Source organism: Erwinia sp. (assembly GCF_049696395.1).
GTDB lineage: Bacteria > Pseudomonadota > Gammaproteobacteria > Enterobacterales > Enterobacteriaceae > Erwinia.
In genome coordinates this window covers 1-17,212 of record NZ_JBAVTT010000012.1, presented here as the reverse complement: position 1 = coordinate 17,212, position 17,212 = coordinate 1, and the positions used below count along the sequence as shown (strand labels likewise).

At 52.3% G+C, this 17,212-nt stretch carries 17 protein-coding genes, 1 pseudogene and 1 other annotated feature; of the genes and pseudogenes, 13 read left to right on the top strand and 5 right to left on the bottom strand.

Annotation, left to right across the window (positions count from 1 at the left end; genetic code table 11):
* Positions 1–76: 76 nt before the first annotated feature.
* Complete coding sequence (locus WCC56_RS01660; protein ID WP_424690705.1) at positions 77–838, top strand: YciK family oxidoreductase; 762 nt, start codon at positions 77–79, stop codon at positions 836–838.
* Positions 838–1,428 carry a cob(I)yrinic acid a,c-diamide adenosyltransferase gene (gene cobO / locus WCC56_RS01655; RefSeq protein WP_424690704.1) on the top strand — a complete coding sequence of 197 codons (591 nt, stop codon included), beginning with the start codon at positions 838–840 and terminating at the stop codon, positions 1,426–1,428. The genes WCC56_RS01660 and cobO overlap by 1 nt, the downstream gene beginning before the upstream one ends.
* Before the next feature lie 79 nt (positions 1,429–1,507).
* Here the strand turns inward: cobO and rluB are convergent, their stop codons facing one another.
* Positions 1,508–2,476, bottom strand: a complete 969-nt coding sequence (gene rluB, locus WCC56_RS01650) for a 23S rRNA pseudouridine(2605) synthase RluB (protein WP_424690703.1) — start codon at positions 2,474–2,476, stop codon at positions 1,508–1,510.
* 913 nt (positions 2,477–3,389) lie between these two features.
* Here rluB and WCC56_RS01645 point away from each other — a divergent pair.
* Positions 3,390–4,016 carry a serine protease gene (locus WCC56_RS01645; protein WP_424690702.1) on the top strand — a complete coding sequence of 209 codons (627 nt, stop codon included), beginning with the start codon at positions 3,390–3,392 and terminating at the stop codon, positions 4,014–4,016.
* Positions 4,017–4,115: 99 nt separating this feature from the next.
* Here WCC56_RS01645 and WCC56_RS01640 read toward each other — a convergent pair whose 3' ends face one another.
* Positions 4,116–4,736, bottom strand: coding sequence for an L-threonylcarbamoyladenylate synthase (locus tag WCC56_RS01640; protein WP_424690701.1), 621 nt, complete (start codon positions 4,734–4,736; stop codon positions 4,116–4,118).
* 33 nt (positions 4,737–4,769) lie between these two features.
* Positions 4,770–5,681 (bottom strand): RNase RNM, encoded by a 912-nt coding sequence (gene rnm, locus WCC56_RS01635; protein WP_424690700.1) that lies wholly within the window; start codon positions 5,679–5,681, stop codon positions 4,770–4,772.
* 122 nt (positions 5,682–5,803) lie between these two features.
* Positions 5,804–5,903 (top strand) — a sequence feature (Trp leader region).
* 25 nt (positions 5,904–5,928) lie between these two features.
* Between rnm and WCC56_RS01630 the strand changes: the two genes are divergently transcribed.
* The 6 genes and pseudogenes from WCC56_RS01630 to WCC56_RS01605 all read left to right on the top strand — a co-directional run bounded on the left by WCC56_RS01630 (position 5,929) and on the right by WCC56_RS01605 (position 12,961).
* The gene (locus WCC56_RS01630; RefSeq protein ID WP_424690699.1) at positions 5,929–7,491 is read left to right on the top strand and encodes an anthranilate synthase component 1; all 1,563 of its coding nucleotides are present in this window, start codon (positions 5,929–5,931) and stop codon (positions 7,489–7,491) included.
* Positions 7,491–9,083: pseudogene (gene trpD / locus WCC56_RS01625) on the top strand (bifunctional anthranilate synthase glutamate amidotransferase component TrpG/anthranilate phosphoribosyltransferase TrpD). Before WCC56_RS01630 ends, trpD begins: the two are co-directional and overlap by 1 nt.
* A 2-nt stretch (positions 9,084–9,085) precedes the next feature.
* Positions 9,086–10,447, top strand: a complete 1,362-nt coding sequence (trpCF, locus tag WCC56_RS01620) for a bifunctional indole-3-glycerol-phosphate synthase TrpC/phosphoribosylanthranilate isomerase TrpF (protein ID WP_424690698.1) — start codon at positions 9,086–9,088, stop codon at positions 10,445–10,447.
* Positions 10,448–10,493: 46 nt separating this feature from the next.
* Positions 10,494–11,684 carry a tryptophan synthase subunit beta gene (trpB, locus tag WCC56_RS01615; RefSeq protein WP_424690697.1) on the top strand — a complete coding sequence of 397 codons (1,191 nt, stop codon included), beginning with the start codon at positions 10,494–10,496 and terminating at the stop codon, positions 11,682–11,684.
* Complete coding sequence (gene trpA, locus WCC56_RS01610; protein WP_424690696.1) at positions 11,684–12,490, top strand: tryptophan synthase subunit alpha; 807 nt, start codon at positions 11,684–11,686, stop codon at positions 12,488–12,490. Before trpB ends, trpA begins: the two co-directional genes overlap by 1 nt.
* A gap of 156 nt (positions 12,491–12,646) precedes the next feature.
* The gene (locus WCC56_RS01605; RefSeq protein ID WP_424690695.1) at positions 12,647–12,961 is read left to right on the top strand and encodes a BON domain-containing protein; all 315 of its coding nucleotides are present in this window, start codon (positions 12,647–12,649) and stop codon (positions 12,959–12,961) included.
* 59 nt (positions 12,962–13,020) lie between these two features.
* Here the strand turns inward: WCC56_RS01605 and ompW are convergent, their stop codons facing one another.
* Positions 13,021–13,653 (bottom strand): outer membrane protein OmpW, encoded by a 633-nt coding sequence (ompW, locus tag WCC56_RS01600; RefSeq protein ID WP_424690694.1) that lies wholly within the window; start codon positions 13,651–13,653, stop codon positions 13,021–13,023.
* Between the two features lie 342 nt (positions 13,654–13,995).
* On the opposite strand from ompW, the gene WCC56_RS01595 reads away from it, so the two are divergent.
* The 3 genes from WCC56_RS01595 to yciA all read left to right on the top strand — a co-directional run bounded on the left by WCC56_RS01595 (position 13,996) and on the right by yciA (position 15,820).
* Positions 13,996–14,733, top strand: a complete 738-nt coding sequence (locus WCC56_RS01595; RefSeq protein WP_424690693.1) for a YciC family protein — start codon at positions 13,996–13,998, stop codon at positions 14,731–14,733.
* Between the two features lie 68 nt (positions 14,734–14,801).
* A complete protein-coding gene (locus WCC56_RS01590; protein ID WP_424690692.1) occupies positions 14,802–15,338 on the top strand; it encodes a septation protein A in 537 nt (178 codons plus the stop codon).
* A 50-nt stretch (positions 15,339–15,388) separates the two neighbouring features.
* Positions 15,389–15,820 carry an acyl-CoA thioester hydrolase YciA gene (yciA, locus tag WCC56_RS01585; RefSeq protein ID WP_424690691.1) on the top strand — a complete coding sequence of 144 codons (432 nt, stop codon included), beginning with the start codon at positions 15,389–15,391 and terminating at the stop codon, positions 15,818–15,820.
* A gap of 63 nt (positions 15,821–15,883) precedes the next feature.
* Here the strand turns inward: yciA and tonB are convergent, their stop codons facing one another.
* Positions 15,884–16,624, bottom strand: a complete 741-nt coding sequence (gene tonB, locus WCC56_RS01580) for a TonB system transport protein TonB (protein ID WP_424690690.1) — start codon at positions 16,622–16,624, stop codon at positions 15,884–15,886.
* Positions 16,625–16,829: 205 nt separating this feature from the next.
* On the opposite strand from tonB, the gene WCC56_RS01575 reads away from it, so the two are divergent.
* A complete protein-coding gene (locus tag WCC56_RS01575) occupies positions 16,830–17,126 on the top strand; it encodes a YciI family protein (RefSeq protein WP_424690689.1) in 297 nt (98 codons plus the stop codon).
* Positions 17,127–17,212: the final 86 nt, after the last annotated feature.

The following is a 17,212-nucleotide window of genomic DNA, read 5'->3' as shown; positions in this document are numbered from 1 at the left end:
CCATTATCTATTGCGGGCAAAGGCTTAGCGGCAGGGCCGGCTGAGCGCTCCATCACCACCGCCAGAGGAATTCAACGTGCACTATCAACCTAAAGACAACCTGCTTACGGGCAAAATCATTCTGGTCACCGGGGCCAGCGATGGGATTGGTCGCGAGGCCGCGGTGACCTACGCACGTTACGGTGCCCAGGTATTACTGCTGGGGCGTAATGCCGATAAATTGCAGGCCGTGGCAGATGAGATTACCGCTACCGGTAAACCAGCCCCTCAGTGGTTTATTCTGGATTTAGAGCAAGCGACTCCCGAACGCTGCCAGCAACTTGCTGATGAAGTGGCTCAGCATGTGCCACGCCTGGATGGCGTGCTGCATAATGCAGGACTCCTTGGTGATATTGTGACGATGGATCAGCAAGATCCTCAGGTCTGGCAGCAGGTTATGCGGGTAAACATAGATGCGACCTTCTTCCTGACCCAGGCTCTGCTGCCTTTACTGCTGAAATCCTCTTCGGCCTCGCTGGTGTTTACCACGTCAAGTGTAGGGCGCCAGGGACGCGCCGGTTGGGGCGCTTACTCCGTGTCTAAATTCGCTACCGAAGGAATGATGCAGGTGTTGGCTGATGAGTATGACAGCAAGCATCTGCGGGTTAACTGCATCAATCCTGGCGGGACACGCACGAAAATGCGTGCCAGCGCGTTCCCCGAGGAAGATGCTAACAAGCTGAAAACTCCGGCAGATATTATGCCGCTGTACCTGTTCCTGATGGGTGACGACAGCAAGCGTAAAACCGGCATCAGTTATGATGCCCAGCCGGGACGTAAACCAGGAGCGGCGGAATAATGACGGAAGACAGACACCAGCAACGCCAGCAGAAGCTGAAAGAGAAAGTCGATGCGCGGATTGCCTCGGCCACTGAAGTGCGCGGGATTTTGATGGTCTTCACCGGCAACGGAAAAGGAAAGACCACTGCGGCTTTTGGTACCGCAACCCGTGCGGTTGGCCACCAAAAAAGAGCAGGTGTGATCCAGTTCATTAAAGGTGAGTGGCCCAACGGTGAACGAAATTTACTTGAACCGCATGGCGTTGAGTTTCAGGTGATGGCAACCGGCTTTACCTGGGATACTCAGAACCGCGAAACGGATACTGCAGCCTGTTTGCAAGTCTGGGAGCATGGCAAGCGGATGCTGCAGGATGACACTCTTGATCTGGTGGTGTTGGATGAGCTGACTTATATGGTCAGCTTCGATTATCTGCCGCTGGAAGAGGTCCTCAGCGCGCTGAACAATCGCCCTGCCCATCAAAGTGTGATTGTTACCGGAAGAGGCTGCCACCGGGATATTCTGGAAATAGCGGATACCGTAACGGAGATGCGCCCGACCAAACATGCTTTTGACGCGGGCATTCAGGCTCAGCAAGGCATCGACTGGTAAGTGTTGCCGACCCTACGCACAAATAAAAACCCCCTGATGCAAAACATCAGGGGGTTTTTCTTAACCAGACTACGGGTAATTAGCCACGTTTAGCAGAAGGCTTACCTGCTGATCTGGAGGAAGATTTGCCCGCTGGTCTTGCGGAAGAAGCACCTGCAGGTTTAGCTGCAGCTTTACCTGATGCTTTACCCGAAGAGCGACGTCCCGCAGGAGCAACCTGCGAATGACGCTTAACAGCACGGCGAATCTGATTCGCTTTAGTGCGACGACGGTCTTTCTCTACCGCAACTTTACTGGTGATTTCTGGCGGCAATTCGACCAGTTCGCGCAGATAGTTAGTCGGTGCTAATTCAAGTTCAGTCCAGCCGCCACGTGGCAGACCTTTAGGCAACTGGATGTCGCCGTAACGAGTACGGATCAGACGGCTAACCTGCACGCCCACGGATTCCCACAGACGACGCACTTCACGGTTTCGGCCTTCAGTCAGGGTCACGGTGTACCACTGGTTAATGCCTTCACCGCCGGTGAACTTCAGGGTTTTGAAGGAGGCTGGACCATCTTCCAACTGAACGCCACGGCTCAGCTGACGGATTTTATCATCATCGATGGCACCGAATACGCGCACGGCATATTCCCTTTCAACTTCACGGCTTGGGTGCATCAGACGGTTTGCCAGTTCACCATCAGTGGTGAATAACAGCAGACCACAGGTGTTCACATCCAGACGACCAACGGCAATCCAGCGTGCACCACGCAGTTTCGGTAAACGGTCAAATACGGTCGGACGCCCTTCAGGATCGTTACGCGTGCAAAGTTCGCCTTCTGGCTTGTAGTACGCCAGCACACGACAAACTTCAGCGGTGGATTCTGCAACGGAGACCAGATGGCCATCAACGCGGATCTTAATAGAAGGGCTGGAGTCCACGCGGTCGCCCAGCGTGGCCAGTTTGCCGTCCACGCTGACGCGTCCGGCAGAAATCATGGTTTCAATTTCGCGGCGGGAACCGTGTCCGGCGCGTGCTAATACTTTCTGTAATTTTTCGCTCATGGCGCTACCTCTGTGTCGCCTTCCCAGGCGTCATGCTATTCAAGTGGCCCGTGACAGCAGCAGAGGTTGCTGTGCCGCGCCCTGCGCGATGCACACCACCGATCCTCTGCCCTTTTTCAGGGGAAGCGCATTCTACACTAAGTTGCCTTCTATTGATAACGGTATGCGCTTGTTTCAACACCCTGCTGGATACATTAGTGTAAACCTGCAAAGAGGGGCTGTTTTACGCCTGTGCCGCCTCCTCTCAGACCCTCTATTGCTGTCCAGAACCTTTTGCCAGGCTTAACATAGGGTTAGGTGAAAATCGTCGCCACGCTAATGATTTCGCAGAAAAAAATAACTAATGTTACTACCTTGTTAAATAATATAATGTGCTATTTACGGATAATAATGATTCATCCAGTCAGCTTTAATAGCCCGCCAGCCCTCGACTTTCGACAAAAATAAAGCCAAATAACCACCTTGGTAGCGCACCCTGCCAGCAATGAAATCAACGATAGCTGTTAACACCACTTTTAAATACAACAATAGCATTTCATGCTGAAGTAATACCAATGAACCCCAGTATTAACAAGGCCAACTGCAAATAGTCAGTCTATTTAAATAGCAGGTTGAGTTAATTCTTGATCATCACTATTTTTAACACTGTGGTGTCGTTATTATATTTGCTCTACTAATAAGTTTGTGTAGAATTCACTCAAGCCATTCGAGGGCGAATTTATTGGATTGTTAAATAAATATTATAATTTAGTTTAAGTACGTAAAATTAAAACATAAGAATTATTGTTATTTAATTAAAAAAAGAGGAGCAAGACTCCTCAAAAAAATACGCTGAACTTGTGTCAGCATCGGCCTTACACGTCATCAATCTTCACCAGGGATTTACTGACGTGTCCGACATAGTGTGATCATAATGAAAAATATAATGACCCTCCCGGCATTAGCTGTGCTAATGCTGACCGGCTGCTCTGTCGGTAAATATGAGTACAGCAGTGAAGCCATGAAGCGTGTCGATATGAATTTTACCGGCATTCCTACCATTCTGGGCGTCGGTGCGCTTGGCACCAGCATCCCGTTAACCCCGGAGTACAGCCTCACCGCAGCCCATGTGGCGAAGCTTTCTGTGCAACGGGTTAAGGCCTACCATCCTTACTGTGACCTCGCGATTATCTACCACAAGAACGACATAAAATCCTTGCCTAAATTCCGCACTGGCGATGTAGGTGATCCGGTAAAAATGTACGGTTACAGCTTTATTAGCGCCATGCCGGTTGAATCCTCTGGGGTAAATTTGGCATTGACCGGTATCCGGAATGAGTGGAATAAACGTCCCTGCGTAGCCATGGTTTCTAATGCTGGGGTAGTGAAAGGGATGTCAGGTGGCGCGGTTTATAATCAGGATGACACTATCGGTGGGGTGATTGTTGGTTATACCAAAGAAATTAAACGTCATAAAAATTCAGCAGTTCCTCTTAAGGATGTGTCACTTTATATCCCTTACAATGACTTCAAAGACTGGCTGAGTAAATCAACGACTTAAAGCAAATAACGACGGACTGACATGATAAAGGGAAGAGTAAATGCATCTTATAACATCCGGGCCCGCCAGAGAATATTCTTGCTGGCGAGCCTGGAATTATTATAAGAAGGGCTGAACGTCGCCCACACCCTCACGCACCACTTCTGGCGTGTTTTCGGTGAGGTCTATCACTGTTGTTGGGTGTTGTCCCAGATAGCCGCCGTGAATAATCAAATCCACCAGCTTACCTATACTGTCCTGAATCGCCTCGGGATCTGACTCAGTAAAGTCATTGCCCGGTAGCATCAACGACGTCGACATCATCGGTTCATTCAGCGATTCCAGCAGGGCCAGTGCAATCGGATTCGACGGCACACGCAGCCCAATCGTCTTACGCTTGTCGTTCATTAAACGACGTGGCACCTCTTTGGTCGCCTTCAGAATGAAGGTGTAATTGCCCGGCGTATTGTTTTTGATCAGCCTGAAGGCCGTGTTGTCCACGTGCGCATAAGTCGACAACTCAGACAGATCGCGGCAAACCAGTGTGAAATTGTGGTTACCATCCAGCTTTCTGATCTTACAAATACGCTCCATCGCGTTTTTATCTTCCAGCTTGCAACCCAGCGCATAACCCGAATCCGTTGGGTAGACAATCACGCTGCCTTTATTCAGTAGCTCAACGGCCTGCTTGATTAATCTTGGTTGCGGGTTTTCCGGATGAATATAGAAAAATTGACTCATAACTGCCCTCTTATCTGTCGCACCTGGAGGAGATCACTCGGGAGCAATTTCCGGGAAACGAAGCCAGACAGCTTCAACCCCTCCAGGCAGCCATAATTTTTTCCCCAACTCGATCCACGGACAAGGCTGATGGAAATCAGAACCTTGTGAAGCGGCGAGTTGATAATCCTGCGCATAACGTGCCAGCTGAGTTCGCTCATTCGGCGCTTGCTGGCACTGAGCCACTTCCATCGCATCACCGCCCTCTTCACTGAAGTGGGCAATCAGTCGCTTCAGCCACTTGGCAGAAAGACCGTAGCGTCCTGGATGAGCCAGCACGGTTCGCCCACCAGAATGATGAATGGCATCAATAGCTTGTTTAATTGTACACCACTGTGGCGGAGCGTAGCCGGTTTTGCCTCTGGCCAGATAGTTTTTGAACACCTGAGCCATATTATCGGCCTTGCCCTGAGCAATCAGAAAACGGGCAAAATGGCCTCTGGTGATCGCACCGCCCTCTGCCAACGCCAGCGCGCCAGCCAGGGCATCCGGGATGTGGGCTTTCTCTAAACGCTCAGCAATCAGTTCTGCTCTCGCCATCCGACGTTCGGTTTGTTCCTGCAAAAACGCGGTCAGAATGGGGTTGTCACAGTCCACGCCTAGTCCGACGATATGAATTTCATGGTTTTCCCACAGCGTCGAGACTTCAACCCCAGCCATTAATTTTAGCGGCAACTGGTGTTTCGCAATCGCCTCACGCGCTGGCTGCACGCCATCAATTGTGTCATGGTCGGTGATCGCCAGCACACCAACGCGATGCTCTACCGCCCGCAGGACCAGCTCTTCTGGCGTCAACAGCCCATCCGAGGCGCGGGTGTGGCTATGTAAGTCATAAATAGGATAGGGATTCAGCGGGGTTGGATCGGTCAAAACGGCTCCGGCGTTGGCGGATAAATGTCGCAGCATGATACCCAGAATTATCTGCGCGGGGAAAAAGAGTATTGACTTTTTTAACGCGAACCAGTTAACTAGTACGCAAGTTCACATGTAAGGGTATCGCAATCATGACTATGACACAGACAATGATGACTGGTTGGTGGCGCACTTCTCCCTGAATGGGCGAAGGAGTCATGCACGCAACCAGACGTTGTGCAGATACCCAGGCCCGCCAAAAGCGGGCTTTTTTTTTAGAAAAATGTAGAGAACAGACCTCATGCAAAATGCCAAACCTACAGTGAAGTTGATTACCGGCAACGCACCTTACCGCGAGGATCCGGCTGCTGTGTTCCATCAGTTGTGTGGTGCGCGCCCGGCTACGCTGTTGCTGGAGTCTGCAGACATCGACAGCAAAAAAAATCTGCAAAGTCTGTTGATCGTCGACAGCGCCCTGCGCATTAAAGCGCTGGGCAATATTGTTACCGTTCAGGCGCTTTCAGAGAACGGCCGCGCCATCCTTCCTTTGCTCGATGCCGCGCTGCCCGCTTCCGTCATCAGCACCGTTCGTCCGGATGGCCGTGAATTAACGTTTCCTGCTAATACAGCAGTCCAGGATGAAGATTCTCGCCTGAAAGCAATCTCCGTGTTTGACGCGCTGCGTCTGATCCCCCATCTGGTTAACAGCCCGGCAGAAGAGCGTAAGGCCGTCCTGTTGGGGGGGCTGTTCGCCTATGACCTGGTCGCCAGTTTTGAAGATCTCCCTGAGCTGGACAACCAGCAACGCTGCCCGGATTACTGCTTCTATCTGGCAGAAACCCTGCTGGTGATTGACCATCAAAACCAGACTGCCCAGTTGCAGGCGTCCCTGTTCACCCCTGCACCAAGCGAATTCCTGCGCCTGCAGAGCCGTATCGAGCAGCTGCACACGCAGATGTTACAGCCAGCCCACCCGCTGCCCGTTCAACATGTTGAAGAGATGGCGCTGAGCATCAACCAGAGCGATGAAGAGTATTGCGCGGTGGTTCGCCAGATGCAGGAAGCTATCCGCATTGGTGAAATTTTCCAGGTTGTGCCTTCCCGTCGTTTCTCGCTGCCTTGCCCTTCTCCGCTGGCGGCCTATGACACGCTGAAGAACAGCAACCCCAGCCCTTATATGTTCTTTATGCAGGATCAGGACTTCAGCCTGTTTGGCGCCTCGCCGGAAAGCTCGCTGAAATATGATGCCGAAAGCCGTCAGATTGAGATCTATCCCATCGCCGGTACGCGCCCACGTGGTCGTCATGCGGATGGTTCACTTAACCGCGATCTGGACAGCCGCATCGAGCTGGAAATGCGTACTGACCACAAAGAACTGGCCGAGCATCTGATGCTGGTTGACCTGGCGCGTAATGACCTGGCACGCATCTGTGAACCTGGCAGTCGCTACGTAGCTGACCTGACTAAAGTTGACCGTTACTCATTCGTGATGCACCTGGTTTCAAGAGTAGTGGGAACGTTGCGTAAAGATCTGGATGTGCTGCATGCCTACAGTGCCTGTATGAATATGGGCACGCTGAGTGGCGCACCAAAAGTACGTGCTATGCAGCTGATTGCGGGGGCTGAAGGAACTCGTCGTGGCAGCTATGGCGGCGCGGTGGGGTATTTCACGGCCAGCGGCGATTTGGATACCTGCATTGTTATCCGTTCCGCCTATGTGGAAGACGGCGTGGCGACGGTTCAGGCTGGCGCAGGCGTGGTTCTTGATTCTGTGCCTCAGGCTGAAGCCGACGAGAGCCGCAATAAAGCTCGCGCAGTGTTGCGCGCTATTGCAACCGCACATCACTGCAAGGAGATTTTCTGATGGCCGATATTCTGCTGCTCGACAATATTGACTCGTTTACTTATAACCTCGTCGACCAGTTACGCGCCTTTGGCCATAACGTGGTGATTTACCGCAACAACGTGCCTGCAGATACGCTGATTGACCGTTTGCAGAGTATGGAAAACCCGGTGCTGATGCTGTCACCAGGGCCAGGCGCACCGGCTGAAGCAGGCTGTATGCCAGAAATGCTGACTCGTCTGCGTGGCCGTCTGCCGATTATCGGCATCTGTTTAGGTCATCAGGCCATTGTTGAGGCTTACGGCGGTCACGTAGGTCAGGCAGGTGAAATCCTGCACGGTAAAGCCTCGGCGATTGCTCATGACGATCGGGGCATGTTTGCCGGGCTAACCAATCCGCTGCCGGTTGCCCGTTATCACTCGCTGGTCGGCAGCAACGTGCCAGAAGAGCTGACGGTTAATGCCACGTTCAATGGCATGGTGATGGCCGTTCGTCACGATAAAGATCGGGTTTGTGGTTTCCAGTTCCATCCGGAATCCATTCTGACCACTCAGGGCGCAATCCTGCTGGAACAAACACTCGCCTGGGCGCTGGCGTAAAACAAGGAGACACTGATGAACGCTATTCTTGAAAAACTTTACCAGGCCAACACCCTGACGCAGGCGGAAAGCCACCAGCTTTTTTCGGCCATTATTACCGGTCAGCTTGAACCAACCCAGTTGGCAGCAGCGCTGATTGCCATGAAAGTTCGCGGTGAACGTCCGGAAGAAATTGCCGGTGCGGCTACCGCTCTGCTGGAAGATGCTAAACCCTTCCCGCGCCCGGATTATCCTTTTGCGGATATCGTCGGGACGGGGGGTGACGGCAGTAACAGCATTAACATCTCCACGGCCAGTGCCTTTGTGGCAGCAGCCTGTGGACTGAAAGTCGCGAAGCACGGTAACCGCAGCGTTTCCAGCAAGTCTGGCTCCTCTGATTTGCTGGCAGCCTTCGGTATCAGCCTGGATTTGCCTGCTGAGCAGGCTCGTCAGGCACTGGATGAGCTGAACGTCTGTTTCCTGTTTGCACCGCAGTATCACACCGGTTTCCGCCATGCGATGCCGGTCCGCCAGCAGCTGAAAACCCGCACCTTATTTAACGTGCTCGGCCCGCTGATTAACCCTGCACGTCCTCCGCTGGCCGTGATTGGCGTTTACAGCCCTGAGCTGGTTCTGCCCATTGCTCAGACACTGAAAGTGCTAGGTTACCAGCGTGCGGCTGTTGTGCATGGCGGCGGCATGGATGAAGTCGCCCTGCACAGTGCCACCCATGTTGCAGAACTCCGTGAAGGCGAAATCACCAGTTACCAGCTGACGCCAGAAGACTTTGGTCTGAACAGCTATCCGCAGGAAGCGCTGGCAGGTGGAACCCCGGAAGAAAACCGTGACATTCTGACGCGATTACTCCAGGGTAAAGGCGAGCGCGCGCACGAAGAAGCGGTTGCCGCTAACGTCGCCCTGCTTCTTAAAATTTTTGGTCATGAAGATTTACGTGAGAATGCCCAGCACGCGCTGCGCACCATACGGAGTGGTCAGGCTTACGAGCGCGTTGTCGCTCTGGCAGCAAGAGGATAATCATGCAGGAAACCGTACTGAATAAAATTGTGCAGGACAAAGCGATCTGGCTGAGCGAACGCCAGCAACAGCAGCCATTGTCCTCCTTCCAGAATGAGGTAAAACCGTCCACCCGCAGTTTTTACGATGCACTGCAGGGCGCCAGGACCGTTTTCATTCTTGAATGCAAGAAAGCCTCTCCATCTAAAGGGCTGATCCGCGAAGACTTTGATCCTGCGACTATCGCCGGGATCTACAAACATTATGCTTCTGCAGTTTCCGTCCTGACCGATGAGAAATATTTCCAGGGAAGTTTCGACTTCCTGCCAATTGTCAGCGCCGCTATTACCCAGCCGGTGTTGTGCAAAGATTTTATGATCGATCCGTATCAGGTGTATCTGGCACGTTTCTACCAGGCTGATGCCATTTTGCTGATGCTGTCGGTGTTGAATGACGATCAGTATCGCCAGCTGGCAGCCGTGGCGCACAGCCTGAATATGGGTGTGCTGACGGAAGTGATCAGTGATGAAGAACTTGAGCGAGCCACCGCATTGGGCGCGAAAGTTATCGGCATCAATAACCGCGATTTGCGCGACCTTTCTATCGATTTGGATCGCACTCGTCGTCTTGCCCCTAAAGTGGCACACGGCGTAACGGTTATCAGCGAGTCCGGGATTAACAGCTATTCCCAGGTCCGTGACCTGAGCCACTTTGCTAACGGCTTCCTGATTGGTTCCGCTCTGATGTCAGAGGACGACCTCTCCGCCGCGATTCGCCGGGTAATCCTCGGCGACAACAAAGTCTGTGGGCTGACTCGCGAAGAAGATGCCCGAAGTGCGCATGAAGCCGGCGCCATTTACGGAGGTCTGATCTTCGCAGAGGGATCTCCTCGTCAGGTTGATGTGGAGAAAGCTCGTCAGGTAATGTCTGGCGCGCCATTGAAGTACGTAGGCGTATTCCGCAATAACAGTGTAAGTGACATTGTCACTTATGTCAGTGCCCTCAACCTGCACGCGGTTCAACTGCATGGTGATGAGGACCAGACTTTTGTTGCCGCATTACGCACTGAACTGCCTGAGGCGGTGAAGATTTGGAAAGCTTTTAGCATCAAAGAGGCGCTTCCTGCCCGTGACTGGCCACATATCGATCGTTACGTGTTTGATAACGGTAACGGTGGCAGCGGCCAACGCTTTGACTGGTCCCTGCTGCAGGGTGAGAAGCTTGACAACGTGCTGTTAGCCGGGGGTTTAGGGGCTGACAACTGTGTTGAAGCGGCCCAACTCGGCTGCGCCGGTCTGGATTTCAATTCCGGGGTGGAAAGCGCACCTGGGATCAAAGATGCCTCGAAGATTGCCTCAGTGTTTCACACCCTGAAGGCGTACTGACCGTTGGGGCGGCTACGGCGGCCCCTGTAACGATAAGAGAAGCGAAATGACGTTATTAAATCCCTATTTTGGTGAGTTTGGTGGCATGTATGTGCCGCAGATCCTGATGCCAGCCCTGAACCAGCTGGAAGAAGCTTTTGTTAGTGCCCAGCGCGATCCCGCTTTCCAGGCTGAATTTACTGACCTGTTGAAAAACTATGCCGGACGCCCGACAGCGCTGACGCTGTGTAAGAATCTGACCGCAGGCACCAAAACTCGACTGTATCTGAAACGTGAAGATTTGCTCCACGGCGGCGCGCACAAAACCAATCAGGTGTTGGGACAGGCCTTGCTGGCTAAACGCATGGGCAAAACCGAAATCATCGCCGAGACCGGTGCCGGGCAACATGGCGTAGCTTCAGCCTTAGCCAGTGCTTTACTTGGCCTGAAATGCCGCATTTATATGGGCGCGAAAGACATTGAACGCCAGTCGCCAAACGTGTTCAGAATGCGTCTTATGGGTGCAGAAGTGATCCCAGTTCACAGTGGATCTTCCACGTTGAAAGATGCCTGTAATGAGGCCCTGCGTGACTGGTCCGGCAGCTATGATACCGCGCACTACATGCTCGGCACGGCCGCTGGCCCCCACCCGTTCCCGACTATCGTCCGCGAGTTTCAGCGCATGATTGGTGAAGAGACCAAAGCGCAGATCCTCGATCGCGAAGGTCGTTTGCCGGATGCGATTATCGCTTGTGTTGGCGGCGGCTCGAACGCTATCGGCATGTTTGCTGATTTCATCGACGAAGCTTCCGTAGGTTTGATTGGTGTAGAGCCAGCCGGACACGGTATTGAGAGTGGTGAACACGGCGCGCCGTTGAAACATGGCCGCGTAGGCATCTACTTTGGTATGAAGTCGCCAATGATGCAGACCGAAGATGGGCAAATAGAAGAGTCCTATTCGATCTCTGCAGGTCTGGACTTCCCCTCAGTCGGCCCGCAACATGCTTACCTCAACAGCATTGGCCGTGCGGAATATGTCTCAATCACCGATGATGAAGCGATGGATGCCTTTAAAATCCTTTGCCGCAGCGAAGGCATCATCCCGGCGCTTGAATCTTCTCATGCCCTTGCCCACGCGCTGAAAATGATGCGTGAAGCGCCAGAGAAAGAGCAGCTGCTGGTGGTCAATCTTTCCGGCCGTGGCGACAAAGACATCTTCACCGTTCATGACATTCTGACCGCTAAGGGAGAAATCTGATGGAGCGTTATGACCTGCTTTTCAAACGCCTTGCAGACAAAAAAGAAGGGGCTTTTGTTCCTTTCGTCACGCTGGGTGACCCCTCGCCTGAACTCTCTTTGCAGATCGTTGATGCTCTGGTTGAAGGCGGCGCGGATGCGCTTGAGTTGGGCATCCCGTTCTCTGATCCGTTGGCCGATGGCCCAACCATTCAGGGTGCTGCACTGCGGGCTTTTGCCGCAGGAGTGACACCGTCACAATGCTTTGAGATGCTGAAAACTATCCGACAGAAGTACCCGGAAATCCCGATTGGCCTGCTGATGTATGCCAACCTGGTGTTTTCAAACGGCATCGATAACTTCTATGCCCGTTGTGAAGAAGTGGGTGTGGACTCGGTGCTGGTCGCCGACGTGCCGATTGAGGAGTCTGCTCCCTTCCGTCAGTCCGCTATGCGTCATAACGTGGCCCCGATCTTTATCTGTCCGCCTAACGCCAGCGACGATCTCCTGCGTGAGATTGCCTCTCATGGCCGGGGTTACACGTATCTGCTCTCACGCGCTGGTGTGACAGGCACTGAAAGCCGTGGCGTCAGCCATTCATTGCAGCATCTGGTTGATAAGCTGCATGAGTATCACGCTGCACCGCCGATTCAGGGGTTTGGCATCTCTGAGCCTGGTCAGGTTAAAGAAGCGCTGCAGGCCGGGGCTGCCGGGGCAATTTCCGGCTCCGCTGTGGTGAAGATTATTGAGAAAAACCACGCCAATCCGCCGGTCATGCTGGCAGAACTGAAAGCCTTTACTGGTTCACTGAAAGCCGCCACGCGTTAATTCCCCTCACATGCCTTATCCTGCGGATAAGGCATTACTTTTTCACTCTTTATGACATCCTGCGCTGGAAATATCCCTGACTGAGGCTAAGCTTCTGAGACAGAGCGACTCTGTACACACGGCTTAAGCCAAATATTGAATGACAGGGAGAATACAATGAAGTTGTTTAAAATCCTGACGGGTATGGTTGTTGCGGCTGTTGTCGCGATCAGTGTCAGCGCCTGTGCGCCTACTTCAACCAAAGAAGGCACCGGCGGCTACCTTGATGACACCGTGATCACCACTAAAGTTAAATCTGAACTGCTTAATACTAAAGACCTGAAATCTACCGAGATCAATGTAGAAACCTTCAAAGGTCGCGTACAGTTGAGTGGTTTCGTGTCCAGTTCAGCAGCTGCTAACCGTGCGGTGCAAGTCACCCGTACTGTTAAAGGTGTAACCTCTGTAACGAACAATATGCAGATTAAGTAGTTTATCTGCTAATAACGAAAGGCGCTGATTAGCGCCTTTTTTTATGGTCTCAGGACGGATTAGAAGCGGTAACCCGCGCCGAAGAAGAACACCACAGGATTGATGTTGGTATCGATGCTCTGGTGACCGGCTGGTGAATCGAAGCCAACTTTGGTTTTGATATCCATATACCAAACGGAAGCATTCAGCATCCAGTCTGGGGTCAGTTGATAATCCAGACCCACCTGTCCGGCCATGCCCCACGAGTTTTTCACGCTCAGGTTACTTAAACCGGCATCACGCCCTGTCTGGTTAAAGTCGTTATCGTAGAACAGGGTGTAGTTAACACCAATCCCCACATACGGCTGAACTTTGCTGGTATTGCCCATGAAATACCATTGTGCCATCAGCGTTGGCGGCAGTTGGTGAACGGTAGCCAGCGTCCCCGTCGCCCCCAGCCCAACTTTGTGGCGGAAGGGTGTTGCGCCGAGCAGTTCAATACCTATATTGTCGGTTGCCATATACGTGAAGGTCAGACCCAGCTGGGTGTTATTGCTGACGTCAAACTCACCAAGACCCAGCACGTTATCAGAGCCACCGGTAGGACGAACCGTAGCCGAACCCGCACGCATAAAGAAATCCCCTGCCTGATGAGCAGAAGCCACTACCGGCAGTAATGCCGCCACGGCCAGAACCAAAGCTTTCACTTTCATAATCACTCCTTTGCAAAGTTAAAGTGCGCACTAGCGCCATCGTTGTTTTTATTGGCGACAGTTTTACTTTAATTTTCACAAAGATCATCCGAATCAATTCTTTCAAAGTCCTTAAAAAACATAGAGTTGATTTGGATCAATTTTCCAGCCTGATTGAGTAATCTCTCTGTCGACTTTCTCCCTTGCTGACGCAATCAGACAAATAGACCTGGTGACGTTAAACCCGCATTTTTGACCGCTAATGTCTTCTTTAATCGAAAGTTATGTAAGTCAGGGTGCCAGGTTGCCTGCAGACCATGTACAATCGCCGGATCGCAATAATCGGCTTTTCAAGGAGTCTACATGTCATTCACGGCGGGTTCGTTATACCGTGACACGGGGAATTTTTTCCGCCATCAACTGGTTACCATCATTTTGATGGCGTTGCTCACCTCATTTATCACCGTGCTGATTGGCCATGCGTTAACGCCGGGTGCCGATCAGCTGTCGATCCTGACCGACGGTGACAGTGGCTCTGGCATGAGCCTGATCGAAATGGTGCAAAACATGTCACCCGATCAGCAAAGCGTTCTGCTGAAAGCTTCTGCGGCTGGCACATTTGCCTCTCTGGTGGGTAACACTCTGCTGCTGGGTGGCATGCTTAGCCTGCTGCCGATGGTGTCAGCCGGTGAGCGCGTCAGTGCACTGCGTGCGATTGGTGCTTCTGCACCGACCCTGCCACGTTTGCTGCTGCTGGTGTTTCTGATGACGCTGATTATTCAGTTAGGGTTTATGGCACTGGTTGTACCGGGGCTGATCCTTGCTGTGGTGCTGGCTCTGTCGCCAGTGATCCTTGCCACAGAAAAGATCGGTGTGTTTGCCGCCATGCGCACCAGCACACGTCTGGTCTGGCGCCATATGAAGGTAGTCGCTCCGGCTATCGCTGTCTGGCTGCTGGCAAAAGTTGTGGTGCTGTTCCTGGCCTCTTCGTTGACTATTCTGCCGGCCAATGTAGCCTCCGTGCTACTGAACGCGCTCAGCAACCTTATCTCAGCGATACTGATCATTTACCTCTATCGTCTGTATATGCTATTACGTTGATGGCTGTCTGCGCGCTTCAGGGCGTGCAGACGCTACGTAATTTCCAAGCCTGGTATCCGGAAGCCTCTATGAAGCAGTTACTCGATTTCCTCCCACTCGTGGTCTTTTTCATCTTCTATAAGCTGTACGATATTTTTGTCGCCTCAGGCGCGTTAATCGCCGCTACCGCGCTGACGTTAGTGATCAGCTGGGTGGTGTATCGCAAGCTGGAAAAGATGACCATTATCACCTTCGTGCTGGTTGCCGTGTTTGGCACCCTGACGCTGGTGTTCCATAACGATGAGTTCATCAAATGGAAAGTGACCGTGATTTACACGCTGTTTGCCGTTGCGCTGCTGTTCAGCCAGTTCTGGATGAAGCAACCGCTGATCCAGAGCATGTTGGGTAAAGAGCTGACCCTGCCGTCATTCGCCTGGAAAAAACTGAATATTGCCTGGGCCATCTTCTTCCTCGCCTGCGGCCTGGCCAATATTTACGTCGCGTTTTGGTTATCTCAGGCGTTTTGGGTTAATTTTAAAGTGTTCGGCCTGACCGGACTCACCCTGCTCTTTACCGTCATCAGCGGTCTGTATATTTATCGTTTGATGCCACAAGAAGAAAAATAACCACAGGGCCCGTTCGGGCCTTTTGCCTTTTTTTACTGAGAAGCCTGACAATGAATGATGACAACAACAGAGTGCCGCAGGGCGAAATGGTGCTTCGTACGTTAGCCATGCCTGCAGATACCAACGCCAATGGCGATATCTTTGGTGGCTGGCTGATGTCACAAATGGATATGGGCGGCGCGATCCTGGCTAAAGAGATTGCCAATGGTCGTGTGGTCACCGTGCGTGCCGATGGCATGACCTTTCTGAAGCCGGTTGCTGTAGGGGATGTTGTGTCCTGTCACGCTCGCTGCATCCGCACCGGAACCAGCTCTATTACCATCAATATTGAAGTGTGGATCAAGAAAGTCTCTTCAGAACCTATAGGTCAGCGCTACTGTACAACGGAAGCCGTTTTCGTTTATGTCGCGGTGGATGGTGCAGGAAAATCCCGCCCTCTGCCTGAAGGGAAAAGCCACTTCAGTTACGTAGAGCAGGAGTGAGTTTCCTTCGCTTTCAATGTGGAAGGTTACCGATCACAGAAAGGCGGGTTTCCCCGCCTTTTTCTATTCGATGCTGCTGCCACCGTTGATTTTGAAGACGATGTTCATCGTCAAATCCTTACCTGGCTTATTGGCTTCATAGCGCCACTTCTTCATCGCCTGCTTCACTTCACGTTCGAACATATTGCGCGGCTCTGCCGACAGAATGCGCACGTTATTCACCTCACCTGAACCGTCTACGTCAAACTGCACACGCACACGCCCTTCCATACGCAAGGCAAAGGCACGAGCTGGATAGGCTGGCTTACCAACGCTGACGGCCTTAGGCCCGGTGGAAACGGCTGTAGCCGGCGCTGGCGACGTTTTAGGTGCCGTTGAAGGCTTCGGTGCGGTAGCCGTCTTCTCATTATTGAACGGCGAAGCCTGACGCGGTTCAGTGTGCGGCTTGATCTCTTTCTTTGGCTTAACCACTTCCTTCTTCACCGGCTTAGGCTTGGGCTTAGGCACCGGTTTAGGGATTGGCACCGGCTCCGGCTTTGGCGGCTCTGGTGCTGGCTCAGGCACCGGTTCCGGCTCTGGCTCTGCTACCGGCTCTGGAGCAGGTTGCGGCGCAGGCTGAGGCTCTGGCTGCACTTCAGGAGCGACCAGAGACACGCTGATCGGCTGCGACGCTTTTGGCACTTCAACAACCTGGTGAAAAGAAGCATAAAGGATCCCCCCAATCACCACGGCATGCAGTCCTACTGAGAACAGCATTGGCAGCGAAATGCGGCGGGGTAAAGAATGTTCTGCAAGCGTCGTCATAATCTTTCTGCTGTTAGTGTTGAAGCGTAAGTGTAAATGCAAATAGCAATCAGTTTCAACAACCTCTCAGCTTTAGGCCGTCGATTTCGCAAGAAAAACGCCTTGCACTGACCCTAATCAAGCCAGAGTGCGCTTTAATTTGCAGATTCGTTAACGATCACTTAACGTGAGGGCCGACTATATTGACCTGACAGGAGTTGTAAACGTGCTCTATGTAATTTACGCGGAAGATAATGCTGATTCACTCGAGAAGCGTACCGCTGTACGCCCTGCTCACCTTGCGCGTCTGCAACTGTTGCAGGATGAAGGTCGGCTGATTGTCGCTGGCCCGATGCCAGTCGTGGACAGTAATGAACCGGGAAAAGCGGGCTTCAGCGGATCCACGGTTATCGCGGAGTTCTCGTCACTGGAAGAAGCTCAGTCCTGGGCTCAGGATGATCCTTATATCGCCGCTGGCGTTTATAAGCAAGTTGCGGTGAAGCCATTCAAACGAGTCTTTTGATTAGCTTACATAAATCATCAAAATCAATTAGTTAGATTGAATTGATTGAGCCAGAAAATACTAATGGTACACATTCAAGTACACAA

What these genes read in the sequence shown, in the direction of transcription:
- WCC56_RS01640 (WP_424690701.1), bottom strand. Translation starts at nt 4,736, where the DNA reads ATGAGTCAATTTTTCTATATTCATCCGGAAAACCCGCAACCAAGATTA.
- trpCF (WP_424690698.1), top strand. Translation starts at nt 9,086, where the DNA reads ATGCAGGAAACCGTACTGAATAAAATTGTGCAGGACAAAGCGATCTGG.
- WCC56_RS01630 (WP_424690699.1), top strand. Translation starts at nt 5,929, where the DNA reads ATGCAAAATGCCAAACCTACAGTGAAGTTGATTACCGGCAACGCACCT.
- rnm (WP_424690700.1), bottom strand. Translation starts at nt 5,681, where the DNA reads ATGCTGCGACATTTATCCGCCAACGCCGGAGCCGTTTTGACCGATCCA.
- WCC56_RS01645 (WP_424690702.1), top strand. Translation starts at nt 3,390, where the DNA reads ATGAAAAATATAATGACCCTCCCGGCATTAGCTGTGCTAATGCTGACC.
- tonB (WP_424690690.1), bottom strand. Translation starts at nt 16,624, where the DNA reads ATGACGACGCTTGCAGAACATTCTTTACCCCGCCGCATTTCGCTGCCA.
- cobO (WP_424690704.1), top strand. Translation starts at nt 838, where the DNA reads ATGACGGAAGACAGACACCAGCAACGCCAGCAGAAGCTGAAAGAGAAA.
- WCC56_RS01595 (WP_424690693.1), top strand. Translation starts at nt 13,996, where the DNA reads ATGTCATTCACGGCGGGTTCGTTATACCGTGACACGGGGAATTTTTTC.
- WCC56_RS01590 (WP_424690692.1), top strand. Translation starts at nt 14,802, where the DNA reads ATGAAGCAGTTACTCGATTTCCTCCCACTCGTGGTCTTTTTCATCTTC.
- yciA (WP_424690691.1), top strand. Translation starts at nt 15,389, where the DNA reads ATGAATGATGACAACAACAGAGTGCCGCAGGGCGAAATGGTGCTTCGT.
- ompW (WP_424690694.1), bottom strand. Translation starts at nt 13,653, where the DNA reads ATGAAAGTGAAAGCTTTGGTTCTGGCCGTGGCGGCATTACTGCCGGTA.
- trpA (WP_424690696.1), top strand. Translation starts at nt 11,684, where the DNA reads ATGGAGCGTTATGACCTGCTTTTCAAACGCCTTGCAGACAAAAAAGAA.
- rluB (WP_424690703.1), bottom strand. Translation starts at nt 2,476, where the DNA reads ATGAGCGAAAAATTACAGAAAGTATTAGCACGCGCCGGACACGGTTCC.
- trpB (WP_424690697.1), top strand. Translation starts at nt 10,494, where the DNA reads ATGACGTTATTAAATCCCTATTTTGGTGAGTTTGGTGGCATGTATGTG.
- WCC56_RS01605 (WP_424690695.1), top strand. Translation starts at nt 12,647, where the DNA reads ATGAAGTTGTTTAAAATCCTGACGGGTATGGTTGTTGCGGCTGTTGTC.